General features: G+C 64.7%; 11 protein-coding genes. 8 read left to right on the forward strand and 3 right to left on the reverse strand.

The genetic code is table 11. From position 1 onward, the window contains the following. Together BMW89_RS21130 and BMW89_RS21135 are read left to right on the forward strand one after the other, a co-directional pair. A partial coding sequence (locus BMW89_RS21130) for a UDP binding domain-containing protein (RefSeq protein WP_283805331.1) occupies window positions 1-402 on the forward strand: 402 nt, incomplete at its 5' end. Between the two features lie 101 nt (window positions 403-503). After that, window positions 504-1,388 (forward strand): aldose 1-epimerase family protein, encoded by an 885-nt coding sequence (locus tag BMW89_RS21135; protein ID WP_177196219.1) that lies wholly within the window; start codon window positions 504-506, stop codon window positions 1,386-1,388. Between the two features lie 7 nt (window positions 1,389-1,395). On the opposite strand, the gene BMW89_RS21140 is transcribed toward BMW89_RS21135, so the two are convergent. After that, window positions 1,396-2,568: an acyltransferase family protein gene (locus BMW89_RS21140; protein ID WP_092028945.1), complete on the reverse strand. Its 1,173-nt coding sequence runs from the start codon at window positions 2,566-2,568 to the stop codon at window positions 1,396-1,398. A gap of 264 nt (window positions 2,569-2,832) precedes the next feature. On the opposite strand from BMW89_RS21140, the gene BMW89_RS21145 reads away from it, so the two are divergent. After that, complete coding sequence (locus tag BMW89_RS21145; RefSeq protein WP_092028946.1) at window positions 2,833-3,648, forward strand: response regulator transcription factor; 816 nt, start codon at window positions 2,833-2,835, stop codon at window positions 3,646-3,648. Here the strand turns inward: BMW89_RS21145 and BMW89_RS21150 are convergent. After that, the gene (locus tag BMW89_RS21150; RefSeq protein WP_092028947.1) at window positions 3,632-4,741 is read right to left on the reverse strand and encodes an alpha/beta hydrolase family protein; all 1,110 of its coding nucleotides are present in this window, start codon (window positions 4,739-4,741) and stop codon (window positions 3,632-3,634) included. The two genes, BMW89_RS21145 and BMW89_RS21150, sit on opposite strands and share 17 nt — an antisense overlap. Before the next feature lie 232 nt (window positions 4,742-4,973). On the opposite strand from BMW89_RS21150, the gene pgm reads away from it, so the two are divergent. The 4 genes from pgm (at window position 4,974) to BMW89_RS21170 (ending at window position 9,760) form a co-directional block, all read left to right on the forward strand. Beyond that, window positions 4,974-6,620: a phosphoglucomutase (alpha-D-glucose-1,6-bisphosphate-dependent) gene (gene pgm, locus BMW89_RS21155; RefSeq protein ID WP_092028948.1), complete on the forward strand. Its 1,647-nt coding sequence runs from the start codon at window positions 4,974-4,976 to the stop codon at window positions 6,618-6,620. 341 nt (window positions 6,621-6,961) lie between these two features. Continuing rightward, a complete protein-coding gene (locus BMW89_RS21160; RefSeq protein ID WP_177196220.1) occupies window positions 6,962-8,011 on the forward strand; it encodes an aromatic ring-hydroxylating dioxygenase subunit alpha in 1,050 nt (349 codons plus the stop codon). Between the two features lie 5 nt (window positions 8,012-8,016). Continuing rightward, window positions 8,017-8,769 (forward strand): GntR family transcriptional regulator, encoded by a 753-nt coding sequence (locus BMW89_RS21165; protein WP_092028950.1) that lies wholly within the window; start codon window positions 8,017-8,019, stop codon window positions 8,767-8,769. 10 nt (window positions 8,770-8,779) lie between these two features. After that, window positions 8,780-9,760 carry a PDR/VanB family oxidoreductase gene (locus tag BMW89_RS21170; RefSeq protein WP_092028951.1) on the forward strand — a complete coding sequence of 327 codons (981 nt, stop codon included), beginning with the start codon at window positions 8,780-8,782 and terminating at the stop codon, window positions 9,758-9,760. 145 nt (window positions 9,761-9,905) lie between these two features. Here BMW89_RS21170 and BMW89_RS21175 read toward each other — a convergent pair whose 3' ends face one another. Then, window positions 9,906-11,867 (reverse strand): putative bifunctional diguanylate cyclase/phosphodiesterase, encoded by a 1,962-nt coding sequence (locus BMW89_RS21175; protein ID WP_092028952.1) that lies wholly within the window; start codon window positions 11,865-11,867, stop codon window positions 9,906-9,908. Window positions 11,868-12,487: 620 nt separating this feature from the next. Here BMW89_RS21175 and BMW89_RS21180 point away from each other — a divergent pair. Continuing rightward, the gene (locus tag BMW89_RS21180; RefSeq protein WP_177196221.1) at window positions 12,488-16,525 is read left to right on the forward strand and encodes an autotransporter domain-containing protein; all 4,038 of its coding nucleotides are present in this window, start codon (window positions 12,488-12,490) and stop codon (window positions 16,523-16,525) included. The last annotated feature ends 1 nt before the right edge of the window (window position 16,526 follow it).

A 16,526-nucleotide genomic window follows, 5' to 3' on the forward strand; every position in this document is an offset into this window, starting at 1 on the left:
CAGGCGCTCGGCGGTAGCTTGCGCGGCAAGACCGTCGCCGTGCTCGGGCTCACCTTCAAGCCTGACACCGACGACATGCGCGATGCGCCGTCGATCCCTCTCGTCACCGGCCTGATCGACATGGGCGCGAAGGTGAAAGCCTACGATCCTGTCGGCATGGAGCAGGCCAAGAGCGAGCTGCCCGACATTACTTATTGTGAGGATGCCTATTCCTGCGCGCAAGGTGCAGATGCACTCGTCGTCGTCACTGAATGGACGCAGTTCCGCGCGCTCGATCTCGACCGCCTGAAGAGCATCATGGCGCAGCCCGTCGTGGTCGACCTTCGCAACATCTACCGCCCCGAAGAGATGGCCGCCGCCGGATTCGTCTATGAGAGCATCGGGCGCTCATCTCGGGCCTGACAGCTTCTACGGCACTGATCTTCGCCCGCCCATCATAAGGCGGGCGAAATCGTTTCTGATGCGATATGATTCCGGTCGCGGCTGCCGCGATGGAGATGGTCATGACCGACGATACGCACACGATCCGCAGCGGCGGGCTCACCGCGACCATCAAGGCGCAGGGCGCCGAGTTGTGCTCGCTGAAGGACGGTAGCGGCACCGAATTCGTCTGGCAGGCCGGGCCGGCGTGGGTGCGCCATGCGCCGCTGCTGTTCCCGATCGTCGGGCGCCTCGCCAATGACGAAATGCGGCACCGGGGCAAAACCTACCGGATGACCCAGCACGGCTTTGCGCGCGACAGCCGCTTTGCGTGGGGGGAGCGCGGCGAGAGCAGCTGTGCCCTGGTGCTCGAGGACAGCGCGGCGACGCGCGCGCTCTATCCGTTCGCATTCCGCCTGACAGCCACCTATACGATCGACGGCACTGGTCTCGATCTCTCATTCACGGTCGTCAACACCGGAGCGGAGACATTGCCAGTGTCGCTCGGTGGCCATCCCGCCTTCAACTGGCCGCTTCAGGCTGGCGTGCCGAAGGAGAGCTACGCGCTGACGTTCTCGGACGAGGAGCCGTCCCCGGTTCGCCGTGTCGAGGGCGGATTGCTGCTCGCGGCAACGGATCCGAGCCCCGTCAGAGGCACGGTGCTTCCTCTGTCGGAATCCCTGTTCACCAACGACGCCGTCATCCTCGATCCCGTCAACAGCCATGCAGTCCGCTATGCGGCCGGGCCGCACGCCGGTCCGTGGCTCAAAATGTCATGGCGCGGCTTTCGCGAGCTCGGCGTCTGGTCGAAACCATCGGGTGCGCCGTTTCTCTGCATCGAGCCCTGGCGCGGCTATGCCAGTCCCAGGAATTTCGACGGTGAGTTCAGCGACAAGCCGGGCCTGATGCACATCGCACCGGGCGCGGAAGAAGAGCTGTCGTACCGGATCGAGGTGGGCTCGTCGTGAGAGCGATTTACGCGCCGGCGCTGCGGCCGTTCAGCGCAATGCCTGCGGCCGTGACGGGCTCCGCGCGCGCAGCCTTCGTTGTCGCCGACGTCAGGCGATGCGCCAAATCCTGCGCGTGTCGCTCGACCAGGTGCCATGTCGCGCGCGCGACGAGATAGCTGAGCGCGGCGGTGACGACATAGGCGATCAGTAGCGAGACCAGTCCGTCCGCGAGCGGCCAGATCTGGCGCAAGCCAAAGATCACCGCGAAGTGCGACAAATACATCGAGTAGGAATTGCGGCCGAGGGCTTCCAGCGGCTGCAGGCGGATCGCGAAGTGGATACAGCCGGCAACGCCCGCGCCGAGCACGAGGTTGATCATCAAATAGTTGAACTCGTGCGAGCCGGTCGCGCGATCGGCGACGAACGACAGTGCGATGAAGATGGCGAAGATCGCGGCGTCCAACTTGGCAAAGCCATCGCGTAGCGCGAAGAACAGCGCGCAGCCCACGAGGAAGACCGGAAGCTGGTTCAGGAAGCTGAGGTGCAGCGCGTTCCAGACGAAGGCTTCGTTGCCCGCTCCGTAATAGGCCGAGAACAGCGCGAAGGCCCATGGCTTGAACAGGCAGACATTGACGAGGTGCAGCACGATCGCCAGAGCGAGATAGAGATGGCGGCGCGATCCGAAGGCCGTGATCACGACTGGAAACACGAGATAGAAAATCATCTCCGCCGCGATCGACCAGTCGCCCGGCACCACGCTGTTGACGCTGTCCGGCCAGAAGCCGTGCAGGAAGGTCGCGGTCAGGATCACCTGAAGCGGGCCGACGCCGTTGGGGGCGTTGTAGCTTGGGCCGGTGCCGTTGATGACGAGATAGAGCGGGATCGCGAGCCAGAACAGCGGCGCGATGCGCAGGAAGCGGCGGATGTAGAATTTGCGTGTCGGGTTCGTTTCGGTGCGCTGTGTCCACATCAGGCACATCGTCATGGCGCTGACGAAGTAGAACAAATTGACGCCGGTCCAGCCGCACATGAAGGCGTAGTCGACGGCGTGGATGTTCGACGGGAACGACTGTGAGACGTGGATCGCCATCACGCCGACGATGGCGAGACCGCGCAGGAAGTCGAGGCTGTGCGAACGGTTGAGGCGCGTTGCGCCGTCCTCGGTTCGACCGGCAGCCAACCGGGCCTGCCCCTGCATCACGCCTGCTCCGTGGTTTGCTATCTGCAAGCGCGGACCATAGCGGCGCGGCCGGCTGTTCCGAAGCTAAACACCTTCTTTACGTTAACCGGCGGTTGAACCGACACAGCGACAAACGGATCTCGACGTATTTCGGAGCTAGCGATGCGCTGGGTGAGAATTGTGGGGCAGTTCATACTTAATACTTCAATACCGTGACCAATATTGTTTGGGCTGCACAACACGCCTAGTATTCCATCAGGCAATTCGGGGCTCGAACCAGTCGTGAATGTTCGTTCACAGGACGGCGCTTTGCGCGACGACTTGAATTTTCAGGCCGGGCCGCAGGCACACAGGACATCCAACATCGTGACTGATTCCGCACGTCAGGAAGTGCGTCCCATTGGCCGTGAGCGGCTGATCGTCGTCGAAGACGATCCCGTGACGCGGACCATGCTGGTCGGCTATTTCAGCGAGAACAATTTTGACGTGATCGGCGCCGGCTCCTGCGCGGAATGCCGCCAGGCGCTGCGGGCGCGGACCGATCTGGTTTTCCTCGACGTGCAGTTGCCTGATGGCGACGGCTTTGAGCTCGCCAAGGAGATCCAGGCGACCAGCAACGCCGGCATCATCTTCGTGACCCGCCGCGATACCGATGTCGATCGCATCCTCGGCCTCGAGATCGCCGGCGATCATTACGTCACCAAGCCGATCAATCTGCGCGACCTGCTCGCGCGCGCGCGCAGCGTGCTGCGGCGGCGCTCGATCGACCGCAAGGCGGCGCGCAACCACAATTCGATCGCCTTCGGCGACTGGATCATCGACCTGACGCGGCGCGAGCTGCTCGGCAGCGACGGCAAGCCGGTGGCGCTCACCCGCGCCGAATTCGACCTGCTCGCCGCCCTCGTCGGCGCCGATGGAAGGCCGCTCAGCCGCGACTATCTGATCGAGGTCGTCAGCAACCGTCAGGCCGAGGTCGACATCCGCACCGTCGATGCGCTGGTGGCGCGGCTGCGCCGCAAGCTCGTCGGCAGCGGCACGCCCGTGATCGCGACCGTCACCGGCGTCGGTTACAAGCTCGCGCTCAGCGAGCGGCTCTAGTCGCGCCGGCCAGCCGGTCGTCGATCGCATAGAGCGTGCAGGTGGGCGACCATTTCATGCAGGCGCCAAGCGAATCACGCTGGGCATCGTCGGTGGTGGTCCGGCCCGAACGCCAACCGTAACCGCCGTTCGGCGACACCGCAAAGGCCTTGTGCGGCATGGTGCTGGCGAGATAGCGCCCGAACTCGACCCGCGCAGCTGCGTTGAGCTGGTCCGGCGGCGGTAACGGATCCGGCGGGCTCAGGACGTCGTGGCCGAGCCCGCGCTCGCGCAGGAAGCCATCCACATACGGCGTCCATTGCGGTCGCCCGACCACGGAATAGAGGTAGTGGCCATCGTCGCCATAAGGCGGCGCCGCGATGAATTTCGCGTTGCCGCCATTGCCGCGAAATCCGTCATAGAGCCGGCGCGCGAGGTCGGGGCCGAAGAACGAATCATTGGTCGCGTAGACCCACAGCATCGGCACGCGCGAGGTCTTGCCGAAGCTGGCGAAGGCCTGCGCCAGGCCATCTTCGTTGCAGACGTCCTCGTCGTCGCGCGAGCCGCGGCCGCCGGCAAAGCTGATCGCGGCAACGAGACCCGCAGGCGCCTGCGCGGTCAGCGCGACGGTGGCGAGCCCGCCGGCGGAATGGCCGGCCGCGATCATGCCTGAGGTCGTCACGTCGGACCTGCGCGCCATCGCGTCGATCGCGGCGCGCAAATCCGCCACCGCAACCGCGGCTGCCGGCAGGTAAGCCGCATTGGTGCAGCCGCCGACGCTGTCGACGCGGCCGCCGGGCGAAGTGCCGTAGCCGCGCCGCATCACGATCAGCGCGGCAAAGCCGCGCCGGGCATATTCGAGCGCAATGCCGTAATATTTATGCGCCGACATCGTCGCGCGGTCGTCAAAACTGCGCGGCGAGCCGTGGCTGAGCAGCGCCAGCGGATAGCGCTTCGTCCCCGCCGGCCGCACCAGAAACGCCTCCAGCCCCTGCGGCCCCGCCTCCGTCATCGGGATGCGCAGATCCTCGGTGTAGAACTCGGCGGCGCGCGCCGGCGTGCCGGCCATCACAAGGCCGGCGATCAGCAGAAGCAGTGTTCGCGAAGGGATCATGGGACGATTCGAGAGGCTTCGATGGCGTGGAGCATAGCACGGTCCCGTAGCCCGGATGAGCGAAGCGACATCCGGGGCAGGTGGTCCCGCATATCGCTTCGCTCATGCGGGCTACAGCACCGTCACCACACGCCCAGGGAACGCCTTCCCCATCGCGCGTGTTGTGGTTTGGCGAGAGGCCCGCCGATGCTATGCTGCTCCGCAATCTCTGCGACAGGACGAGGATATTTCAGTGGCTGATGTTCATCCCGCGGCGGGCAAGCTTGTCTCGCCGGACGCGCTCACCAACGTTCCGCGGCTGGTAACGGCCTATTTTGCCGGCAAGCCTGATGTCGCCGATCCCGCGCAGCGGGTGGCGTTCGGCACCTCCGGCCATCGCGGCACCTCCTTCAAGAACACTTTTAACGAGGGCCATATCCTCGCGACCACGCAGGCGATCTGCGACTACAGAAAAGAGAAGGGCCTGACCGGTCCGCTCTTCATCGGCATCGACACCCATGCGCTGGCCGAGCCGGCGCTGGTCAGCGCCGTCGAGGTGTTTGCGGCCAACGGCGTCGACATCATGATCGACAAGGACGGCGGCTACACGCCGACGCCCGTGATCTCGCATGCGATCCTGACTTACAACAAGGGCCGCACCTCCGGTCTTGCCGACGGCGTCGTCGTCACGCCCTCGCACAATCCGCCGGAGGACGGCGGCTACAAATACAATCCGCCGCATGGCGGCCCCGCCGACACCGACGCGACCTCCGTGGTCGAGAAACGCGCCAACGCCTATCTCGCCGATGGTCTGAAGGGCGTGAAGCGTATCGACTACGCCAAGGCACGTAAATCCGCGAACGTGCACCCTTACGACTTCATCACGCCCTACGTCGCCGATCTCGGCAATGTCGTCGATCTCGACCTCGTCAAATCCGCCGGCATCAATATCGGCATCGATCCGCTCGGCGGCGCCGCGGTGCATTACTGGCATCCGATCATCGAACGCTACGGCCTGAAGGCCACGGTCGTGAACGAGGCGATCGATCCGACCTTCCGCTTCATGACCGTCGACTGGGACGGCAAGGTCCGCATGGACTGCTCCTCGCCTTACGCGATGGCAAGCCTGATTGCGATGCGTGACCGCTTCGACGTCGCCTTTGCCAACGACACCGATGCCGATCGCCACGGCATCGTCACGCGCACCGGCGGCCTGATGAATCCGAACCATTATCTGGCGACCGCGATCTCCTATCTGTTCGCGCATCGGCCGAGCTGGGGCAAGGACGCTGCGATCGGCAAGACCGTGGTGTCGAGCTCGATCATCGATCGCGTCGCCAAAAAACTCGGCCGCAAGCTGGTCGAGACGCCGGTCGGCTTCAAATGGTTCGTCGACGGCCTCCTCACGGGCGGTTTTGGTTTCGGTGGCGAGGAGAGTGCAGGCGCCTCGTTCCTGCGCCGCGACGGCGGGGTCTGGACCACCGACAAGGACGGCGTCATCCTCGGCCTGCTCGCCGCCGAGATCATGGCGAAGACCGGCCGCGACCCGAGCCAGCTCTTCAATGACCTCACCGCCGAGCTCGGCGTGCCCCATTACGCCCGCATCGACGTCGCCGCCACCACGCCGCAGAAGAACGTTCTGAAGTCCGTCACCCCCGAGCAACTCGGCCTGAAGGATCTCGCCGGCGACCCCGTCCGCGCCACGCTGAGCAAGGCGCCCGGCAACGGCCAATCGTTCGGCGGCATCAAGGTCGAAACCGATTTCGGCTGGTTCGCCGCAAGGCCGTCCGGGACCGAGGACGTCTACAAGATCTACGCCGAGAGCTTCCGCAGCACCGAGCACCTGAAGCGGATTCAGGACGAGGCCCAGGCCGGGCTGAAGAAGGTGTTCGGGGCGTAGGGTACGCGAGGCAAGCGCGGCGAAGCTCGCCCGCGGCCATCCTTCGAGACGCCCGCCTACGGCGGGCCCTCAGGATGAGGTCGCGTTTTGCGGCGAGATATCAGACCCTCATGGTGAGGAGCCCGCCAAAGCGGGCGTCTCGAACCATGCAGGCCGAGCACGTTCGGCGCCCTCCGGCTGTCATATGCGATTACGCCCCTCCAGGAGAGGGTGAAGTATCCCTCAATAATGTATACATAATGTTCCGTATTGGTATCTAGGTAAGCAAAATTAGGCCTTGAACGGTTCTTTCTCTCCGCTATTGTATACACAACGCATACATAAGCCTTGGGAGATCGCCGGTGACAAAACCCTTCCCCATGAACGCCTGGTACGCCGCCGCCTGGGACGCTGACGTCAAGCCGGCGCTGTTGCCGCGGACGATCTGCGGCAAGCATGTCGTGATGTATCGCAAGGCCGACGGCGCGGTGGCCGCGCTGGAGGATGCCTGCTGGCACCGCCTGGTGCCGCTGTCGAAGGGCCGGCTCGAAGGCGACACCGTCGTCTGCGGCTATCATGGCCTGAAATACAACGCGCAGGGCCGCTGCACCTTCATGCCCTCGCAGGAGACCATCAACCCGTCAGCCTGCGTGCGCGCCTATCCCGTGGTCGAGCGCCACCGCTACATCTGGCTCTGGATGGGCGATCCCGCGCTCGCCGACCCTGCGCTGGTGCCTGACATGCACTGGAATCACGATCCCGCATGGGCCGGCGACGGCAAGACCATTCACGTCAATTGCGACTACCGTCTCGTGCTCGACAATCTCATGGACCTCACCCACGAAACCTTCGTGCATGGCTCTTCAATCGGCAATGAAGCGGTCACTGAGGCGCCGTTCGACGTCACCCATGGCGAGAAGACGGTGACGGTAACGCGCTGGATGCGCGGCATCGAGGCGCCGCCGTTCTGGGCCAAGCAGCTCGGCAAGTCCGGCCTGGTCGACCGCTGGCAGATCATCCGTTTCGAAGCACCGTGCACCATCGCGATCGATGTCGGCGTGGCGCCCACAGGCACCGGCGCGCCGGAAGGCGACCGCTCGCAGGGCGTCAACGGTTTCGTGCTCAACACCATCACGCCCGAGACCGACAAGACCTGCCATTATTTCTGGGCCTTCGTGCGCAACTACCAGATCGGCGAGCAGCGCATCACCACCGAGATCCGCGAGGGCGTCTCCGGCATCTTCCACGAGGACGAGCTGATCCTCGAGGCGCAGCAGCGCGCGATGGACGAGAATCCCGATCGCATCTTCTACAACCTCAACATCGATGCCGGCGCGATGTGGACGCGCAAGCTGATCGACAAAATGGTGGCAAAGGAAAATCCGCCGCAGCATCTTCAGGCCGCGGAGTAGCCGACATGGCCGAGCGTGAGGTCGACCGCTCCGTCTCGCAGACCGTGAAGGCGCAGCTGGCGCTGCGCGACCAGATTCTTTCGGGCTCTCTGCGTGCGGGCGAACGCATCTCCGAACTCCAGGCGGTGGAGACGACGGGTGCCTCGCGCACGCCGGTGCGCATGGCGCTGGTGCGGCTGGAGGAGGAGGGCCTGCTGGAGGCGATCCCTTCCGGTGGCTTCATGGTCAAGGCGTTTTCCGAGCGTGACATCTCCGATTCCATCGAGCTGCGCGGCACGCTCGAAGGCCTCGCCGCGCGCTTCGCGGCCGAGCGCGGCGTCTCCGCGCGCGAGCTCGAGCCGCTGAAGGAATGCCTCGCGGCGATCGACGAGCTGCTGCGCCAGGTCCCGATCTCGGTCGATGCGTTCTCGTCCTATGTCGCGCTGAACGCGCGCTTCCACGCGCTGCTCACCGAGCTGTCGCGCAGTCCGCCGCTGATTCGGCAGATCGACCGCGCTTCCGCACTGCCGTTCGCTTCCCCAAGCGGTTTCGTGATGGCGCAGTCGGCATTGCCGGAGGCGCAACAGATCCTGATCATCGGGCAGGAGCACCACCGCGTCGTCATCGACGCCATCGAGAACCGCGAGGGCGCCCGCGCCGAAGCCGTGATGCGCGAGCATGCGCGGCTGGCCGTGCGCAATCTGCGGCTCGCGTTGCGCAACCGCACCCATCTCGATCTTTTGCCGGCGCTCGCGCTGATCAGGACCGCAACCGATTGAGGGGAGTGCCATGCGCTTCATCGAAACCTGGATTCCGGCGACGCTCGTCTCCACGCGCGATCTCGCCCCCGGCATCCGCGAATTCCTGATCCGCCCCGATCAGTTCGACGGCGCGGCCTATCCGGTCGGCAGCCACATCAATGTCAGCGTGACCATCGCCGGCCTGCCTGAGACGCGGTCCTATTCGCTGGTCGGCGAGGCCTCGCCACGCGGCTTGCGGATCGCAGTGCGCCGCGCCGAGGATTCGCGTGGCGGCTCGCGCTACATGTGGTCTTTACAGCCGGGTGCACGGCTCGATATCACGCAGCCCGCCTCGCTGCTTGCGGTCGATTGGGCCCGCCAGCACTATTGCCTCATTGCGGGCGGCATCGGCATCACGCCGATCGTCGGCGCGGCGCAAGCCCTGGCGCGGCGTGGGGCCGATGTGACGCTGCACTACGCCGTGCGCTCGCGCGGCGAGGCCGCCTATCTCGACGATCTCTCAGGGATGCTCGGCGATCGTCTGGTCGTTCATGCGAGTGATGAGGGTAAGCGGCTCGATCTCGACGCGCAGTTCGCGTCATTGCCGCAAGGCGCATTGGCGCTGTTCTGCGGCCCGATGCGGATGCTGGATGCCGCGCGCCACGCCTGGATCGGCGCCGGCCATCCGTTGCCCGATCTCCGTTACGAAACCTTCGGCTCCAGCGGCACGCTGCCGACCGAGACGTTTCGCGTGCGCCTGAAGGGCTCCGATGTCGAGCTCGAAATCCCGCGTGAGCGCTCGATGCTCGACGTGCTCAACGCCAGCGGACACGACGTGATGTACGACTGCAAGCGCGGCGAATGCGGCCTGTGCGCCATCGATGTGGTCGAGGTCGACGGCGAGATCGACCATCGCGACGTCTTCTTCAGCGATCACCAGAAGCAGAGCAACGAGAAGATCTGCACCTGCGTTTCGCGGGCGCGGGGCACGATCACGGTCGATACGTTGCTGCGGGCGGATGCGGTTTGAGGAGGCAGTTCGGCCTTCATGGTTCGAGACGCCCGCTTTGTGGGCTCCTCACCATGAGGGTCCAACATTCGGGCCGCGGCACAAGACCTCATCCTGAGGAGCCCGCCAAAGGCGGGCGTCTCGAAGGATGGCCGCACAAGATAACTCACGCCGCGAACGTCGCCCGCAGCTTCTTCGTATCCAGCAGCTTCAAAACCGCATCGGCCGCCACCGGCCGGCTGATCAGATAGCCCTGCACTTCGTCGCAAGCGATCTGCCTGAGATATTCGAGCTGGTCGGCGGTCTCGACGCCTTCGGCGACCACGTCGATGTCGAGATCCCGCGCCAGCGAGATCACCGACTTCACGATCGCGGCGCAGTCGGGCTGCACCAGCATGTCGCGGATGAAAGACTGGTCGATCTTGATGCGGCTGAACGGCAGCTTGCGCAAGTAAGTGAGCGAGGAGAAGCCGGTGCCGAAATCGTCGAGCGCCACGGTGACGCCGAGCTCGAGCAGCGCGTTCAGGATCGAGCCCGCTGAGCCGTATTTCGACAGCAGCATCGATTCCGTGATCTCGATCTCCAGCCGGCTGGGCGAGACTTTTGCATCGGCCAGCGCCTGCACGATGGTCTGGAGAATGCCGGTGTTGTGAAACTGCGCCGCGGAAAAGTTCACGGCGACCCTGATGTCTTCGGGCCAATCCGACAGCGTCGCGCAGGCTCGCCGGATCACCCATTCGCCGATCTCGTGGATCAGCCCGGTCTCCTCCGCAATCCCGATGAACTCGCTCGGCGGCACCAATCCGCGCTGGGGATGCTGCCAGCGCAGCAGCGCCTCGAAGCCGGTGATACGGTTCGCGGCCAGGTCGAGGAACGGCTGGAATACCAAAAACAGCTCGTCGCGCGCGATGGCGCCCTCGAGATCCGCTTGCAGCGCCTTGCGGTCACGCGAAACCCTGTCGTCCGCTTCCTCGAAGAAGCAGACCGTGCCGGGTCCGGCCTTCTTGGCGCGATAGAGCGCGGCATCCGCATTCTTCATGATGTCGAGCTGCGTGTTGCCGTCGCGCGGCGCCAGCACGATGCCGACGCTGGTCGCGCCCGCGATCTGGCGGCCCTCGATCGGGAACGGCTCGGCGAAGGCCGCGACAAAGCGCTCGGCGATCTCGAGCGCATCCTCGGGCCGTGTCAGATTGGCCATCACCAGCGCGAACTCGTCGCCGCCGATGCGCGCGACGTGCTCGGCCGCGCGCGTGCAGCGTTGCAGCCGGCTTGCGATCTGGACCAGAAATTCGTCGCCGGCGGGGTGGCCGAACTTGTCGTTGACCTCCTTGAAGCGATCGAGGTCGAGCAGCAGCACCGCGAACTCTTCGCCCGACAGCGCAAGGCGTTTTAGCGCGGCATCGAGTGTCTCGTTGAAGGCGAAGCGGTTGGGCAGGAGCGTAAGCGGATCCTGCCGCACTGTGCGCTCGGCCTCGACCTGCCGGATCACGCGCCGTGCAAACGAGAATGAATTGACGAACACGGCGCGCAGCAGCACGCTTCCGTAGACCACCACCAGGATCGCCATCAGCACATAGGCGGGATCGCCGTCCCGGCTGAGGCAGATGGCGATACCGACGAAGATCGGGGCCGTGAAGGCGATGGCCGCGACCGGAATGGTGGCGAAGGCCAGTGCGCCGCCGGCCAGCATTCCCGAGCAGAGGCAGGTGATGACGAGCTGGCCGCCGGAGGAGGCGTCGGCGAAGAAGGCGACCGGCACGATGCCCCAGGCGGCACCGAGGACGAACGCATTGCGCACCAGCCGATGCATGGCGCGGCGTGAGACGAATTGCGGTTTGGTGATCCGGCGCGAGGCGTGGGATTGCAGCCCGAACGCGATCGCGGCACCGGCGACGATGACGGCCCAGATCAGCGCGAGCTTCCAGTCCGGGGAATGCCACAGGGCAATCGCCAGCACGACGGCGTTGCAGGCATTGGCGAGCATGATGCCGACCGAATAGCCGAGCACCAGCGCCATCTGTTCGGCGCGGATATGGCCAGCCATGGCGTCGTCGGCTGCGGGACCGCCGAGCACCGACAGATCGCCGGCGAACAGCCGCGCGAAAAAGCTGGTCAGTTGAGTCCGCATTCCAGAGCCTGCAGCAGCATGGGCCGTTCTTGTTTCGGCTCGATCGGGAGAATTCGCCGTAAAGCTTTGACGAACTATGAATTATCCCCGTTCACCACGCCCGCCGTGACCACTTCTGCGTGTTCGCGCGAAGTATCGATAACAAATCGATACAAATGCGGCGTGCCGCGTTACGGCTGTAGCGCGCGGAAACGCGTTCGCTGCAAGAAGAGTGTTCGCCACCAACTCCGCTGTCATGCCCCGCCTGGTGCGCAATTGCGGACGGAGGGCGGGGCATCCAGTACGACGCGGCCTATCGAGTGAATCACATCCGTCTCGGAGTACTGGATCGCCCCGTCGAGGCCGGGCGATGACAGCAGTTTGCCGGGTTTGCGCAGTCACCACCCCGGCTGCTTCGAGCCGCAGCCGCTCTTCGTCAGCCTGCCGCCACGTCAAATCTGCCGCTGGATTCCCATCTAGCGCACGAATATGCATTTGGTCGCGGCCGTGTGTACGAAATTCGACCGTTGGTATCCGATTGCCGCGAACTGTTGCCCATTGGACATAGTGTGAACTTTCGGTTCCCGTTATCAATCTAAGCGCGATTTTTGGAATTTGGAATTATGTTGGTTGGAATGGGAATGAAGCGCCTGCTGCTCGCGACCACGGCGCTCGCGAGTTGCTTCTTCTCGGTTTCGGCGCAGGCCCAGACTTTCATCTGGAGCGGCGCTAGCGCAGATTATAACGCCGGTGCCAACTGGCCGGGTGGGCCGCCGGTGAATGCCGGCCTGTCCGCGCAATTCGACTCGTCGGGCACTACGACGGTCACGGTCACTGCCGGCCCGATCACCCCGGATTCGTGGTGGTTCACGTCAGTGTCCCAGAGCTACACCATTTCCGGCCAGGCGGTGAACTTCAGCGGCGCCGGTCCGAACCTGTTCAACACGGCCAATTTCGGCCAGGCCATCTCGATCAGCAATAACATGACCGGTGCTGGAATCTCGCAGGCCGGCGCGAGCACGCTGACGCTGAGCGGGACCAACGCGTTCACGACGACCAGCATCACCGCCGGCACATTGGTGAACAGTGGTTCGCTGACCTCGACGATCACCAACGCCGCGACATTCACGAACAACTCCACGCTGACGGGTGACGTCACGAACTCCGGGACATTCAGCAACACGGGGACTGTCAACGGCTCAGAGTCCCAGTCCGCCGGCGGCACCACCAACTCGGGAACGATCACCGGCACGCTGGGAATGACGGGCGGCTCCTTTACGAACAACATTGGCGGCCAGGTCCAGGGGGCGAGCACCAACAACGGCGGCACGATCAACAACAACGCCTCTATGGCGGGCGTGACCAACACCTCCGGCAACTTCAACAACAACAACGGCGGGTCGATCACCACGCTGAACAACAATGGCGGCACGTTCGCCAACAGCACCGGGGCGAATGTCAACGGGGCAGCGACCCTGTCGTCCGGCTCCATCACCAACGCCGGCACGTTCGCCAGCACGCTCGGCGTGACGGGCGGTACGTTCACGAACAACACCGGCGGTCAGGTCCAGGGGATGACCACGAACAACGGTGGCACGGTGAGCAACAACGCCACCATGACCGGGGTGACCCAAATCTCCGGCATCTTCAACAACAATAGCGGCGGTTCGATCACGACGCTGAGCATCAGTGGCGGTAACTCCGCCAATTTCTCCGGCGCAACGATCTCCGGCGCTGCAACCGTTTCGGCGGGTTCCCTGTTAAATTACGGTACGATCGCCAGCACGCTCGGCCTGACGGGCGGCTCGTTCATCAACCAGATTGGCGGCCAGGTGCAGGGCACCACCACCAACAACGGGATCATCGCGGGTAACCACGGATCCATGGCTGGCGTCGTCAACACGTCCGGAGCGTTCGCCAATTACTTCGAAGGTTCGATCACGACACTGAACAACAACGGTGGCATCTTCGACAACCAGGGAACGATTTCCGGTGCCGTGACGGTCTCGGCCGGCACCCTCACGAACTCGGGTGGCAGTGCTCAGGTCCAGGGCGCGACCACGAACAACGGCGGTGCGGTGAACAATTACGCTGTGATGGCCGGCGTGACCAACACCTCTGGAACGTTCAACAATTACGGCGGTTCGATCACGACGCTGAACAACAATGGTGGCACCTTCTACAATGGGAGCGCCACAGTCTCTGGCGCGGCGACGATATCCGCGGGCACCGTGACCAACGACGGCACGTTCTCCAGCACGCTCGGCCTGACCGGCGGCGCGTTCACCAACAACGCCGGCGGCCAGGTCCAGGGCGCAACGACGAACAACGGCGGCACGGTGAACAACAACGGCACGATGGCCGGCGCGATTAACACCTCCGGAACGTTCAACAACAACAACAACGCCACGATCACGACGCTGACCAACAATGGCGGCCTGTTCCAGAACGACAATCAGGGCAGGGTCACGGGTGCTGCGACCGTGTCTTCAGGCACCGTGCAGAATGCCGGTACGTTCGCGAGCACCCTCGGGTTGACGGGCGGCACGTTCAACAACTTCGGCTTCGTCCAAGGCGCCACCACGAACAATGGCGGCACGGTGGGCAACGGCGGCACGATGGCTGGCGTGACCAACACGTCCGGAACGTTCAACAACAACGGCACCGGCTCGATCACGACGCTGAACAACAACGGCGGCACCTTCAACAATTCCGCCACGATCAGCGGGGCGGCGACGATCTCCGGCGGCACGGTGTTCGTGACCGGCAGCGGCACCATCGGCGGTGCGGTGAGCCTCACCAACGCGGCGGGAACGCTCGACATCTCCGGCGTCACCACCGGTCTTTCGATTGCCGGCCTCTCGGGTGTCGGCGGGAGCACCGTGAACCTCGGTGCCAAGACGTTGACGATCTCGGGTGGCGCGCAGACCTTCGCCGGCGCCATCCAGGGCACCGGCAATCTGATCCTGTCCAGCGGCACGGAGGTGCTGACGGGCACCAGCAGCTACGGCGGAACGACCACGGTCGACAGTGGCGTGCTGAGGGTCGATGGTTCGATTGCCAGCTCGTCAATGACCACGGTGAATGCCGCAGGCAGCCTCTCGGGCATCGGCACTGTCGGCAGTGTCACCGTCAACGGGCTGTTTGCGCCGGGGCAGGGCGTGGTGGGCGGCGTCATGACCGTCTCCGGAAGCCTCGTCTTGAACGCCGCCGCGACGTATCTCGTGGAAGTGACCCCGGCCACGTCCACCTCCAGCATCGTCACCGGCAATGCCAATCTCGGCGGCGCGACCCTGGGTGCGAGCTTCGCGGCCGGCAGCTACGTCGCAAAAAAATACACGGTCCTGACTGCCGGCAGCATCACCGGATCGTTCAATTCCGCCGTCTCCACCCTCGGCCTGCCTTCGGGCTTCAGCGTCAGCGCGAGCAACGACGGCACCCACGCCTATCTGAATCTCACGCTGAGCTTTGCCCCGCCGTCGGGAGGCCTGAACACCAACCAGCAGAATGTCAGCAACACGATCGTCAACTTCTTCAACACCACCGGCGGCATCCCGATGGCGTTCGGCGGCCTCACGCCTTCGGGGCTGACGCAGATCTCGGGCGAAGTCGGCAGCGCGCCGCAGCAGACGACGTTCAACGCGATGACCCAGTTCATGGGCGTGATGACCGACCCGTTCGTCGCCGGCCGCGGCGATCCCGTCAGTGCCGGCGGCGCGCCGAATGCTTATGCCGACGAGAGCATGGCTTACGCCGCGACCGGGAAGGGACGTTCGGGCGGCGCACGCGATGCCTTTGCCGCTTACACCAAGGCGCCGGTCGCTCCAGCCTTCGAGCAGCGCTGGAGCGTCTGGGCGGCCGGTTTCGGCGGTTCGCAGCAGACCGACGGCAACACGGCCGTCGGCTCCAACACCACCACGAGCTCTCTCTACGCCACGGCCGTCGGCGCGGATTATCGCCTGTCGCGCGACACGCTGATCGGCTTCGCGCTCGCCGGCGGCGGCACCAATTTCTCCGTGGTCAACAATCTCGGCGGCGGGCGCTCGGACCTGTTCCAGGCTGGCGCCTTCTTCCGCCACAATGCCGGCCCCGCCTACATCACGGGTGCGCTGGCCTATGGCTGGCAGGACATCGTCACCGACCGCACTGTGACGGTTGCCGGCGTCGATCGCCTGCGCGCCGAGTTCAAGGCCAACACTTATTCGGGCCGGCTCGAAGGCGGCTATCGATTCGTCTCGCAAGGCATCGGCCTGACGCCGTACGCAGCCGCGCAGGTCACGGCGTTCGACCTGCCGTCCTATGCCGAGCAGGCGATCTCAGGCAGCAACCAGTTCGCGCTCGCCTATGGCGCCAAGAGCGTCACGGCGACCCGCAGCGAGCTCGGCCTGCGCACCGACAAGGCGTTCGCCCAGACCGACGGGATCGTCACGCTGCGCGGCCGTGTCGCCTGGGCGCACGACTTCAATTCCAACCGTTCGATCGGGGCCACGTTCCAGACCTTGCCCGGCGCCAGCTTCGTCGTGAACGGCGCCGCGATGGCGTCCGATGCGGCGCTGGTCACCGCATCAGCCGAGAAGAAGTGGCTGAACGGCTGGGCGGCGGCTGCGACGTTCGAAGGTGAATTCTCCAACGTCACGCGCAGCTATGCCGGCAAGGGAGTGGTGCGTTACGCCTGGTGAG

Origin of the sequence: Bradyrhizobium sp. OK095, from assembly GCF_900109945.1 — a bacterium.
In the GTDB taxonomy this organism is placed as follows: domain Bacteria; phylum Pseudomonadota; class Alphaproteobacteria; order Rhizobiales; family Xanthobacteraceae; genus Bradyrhizobium.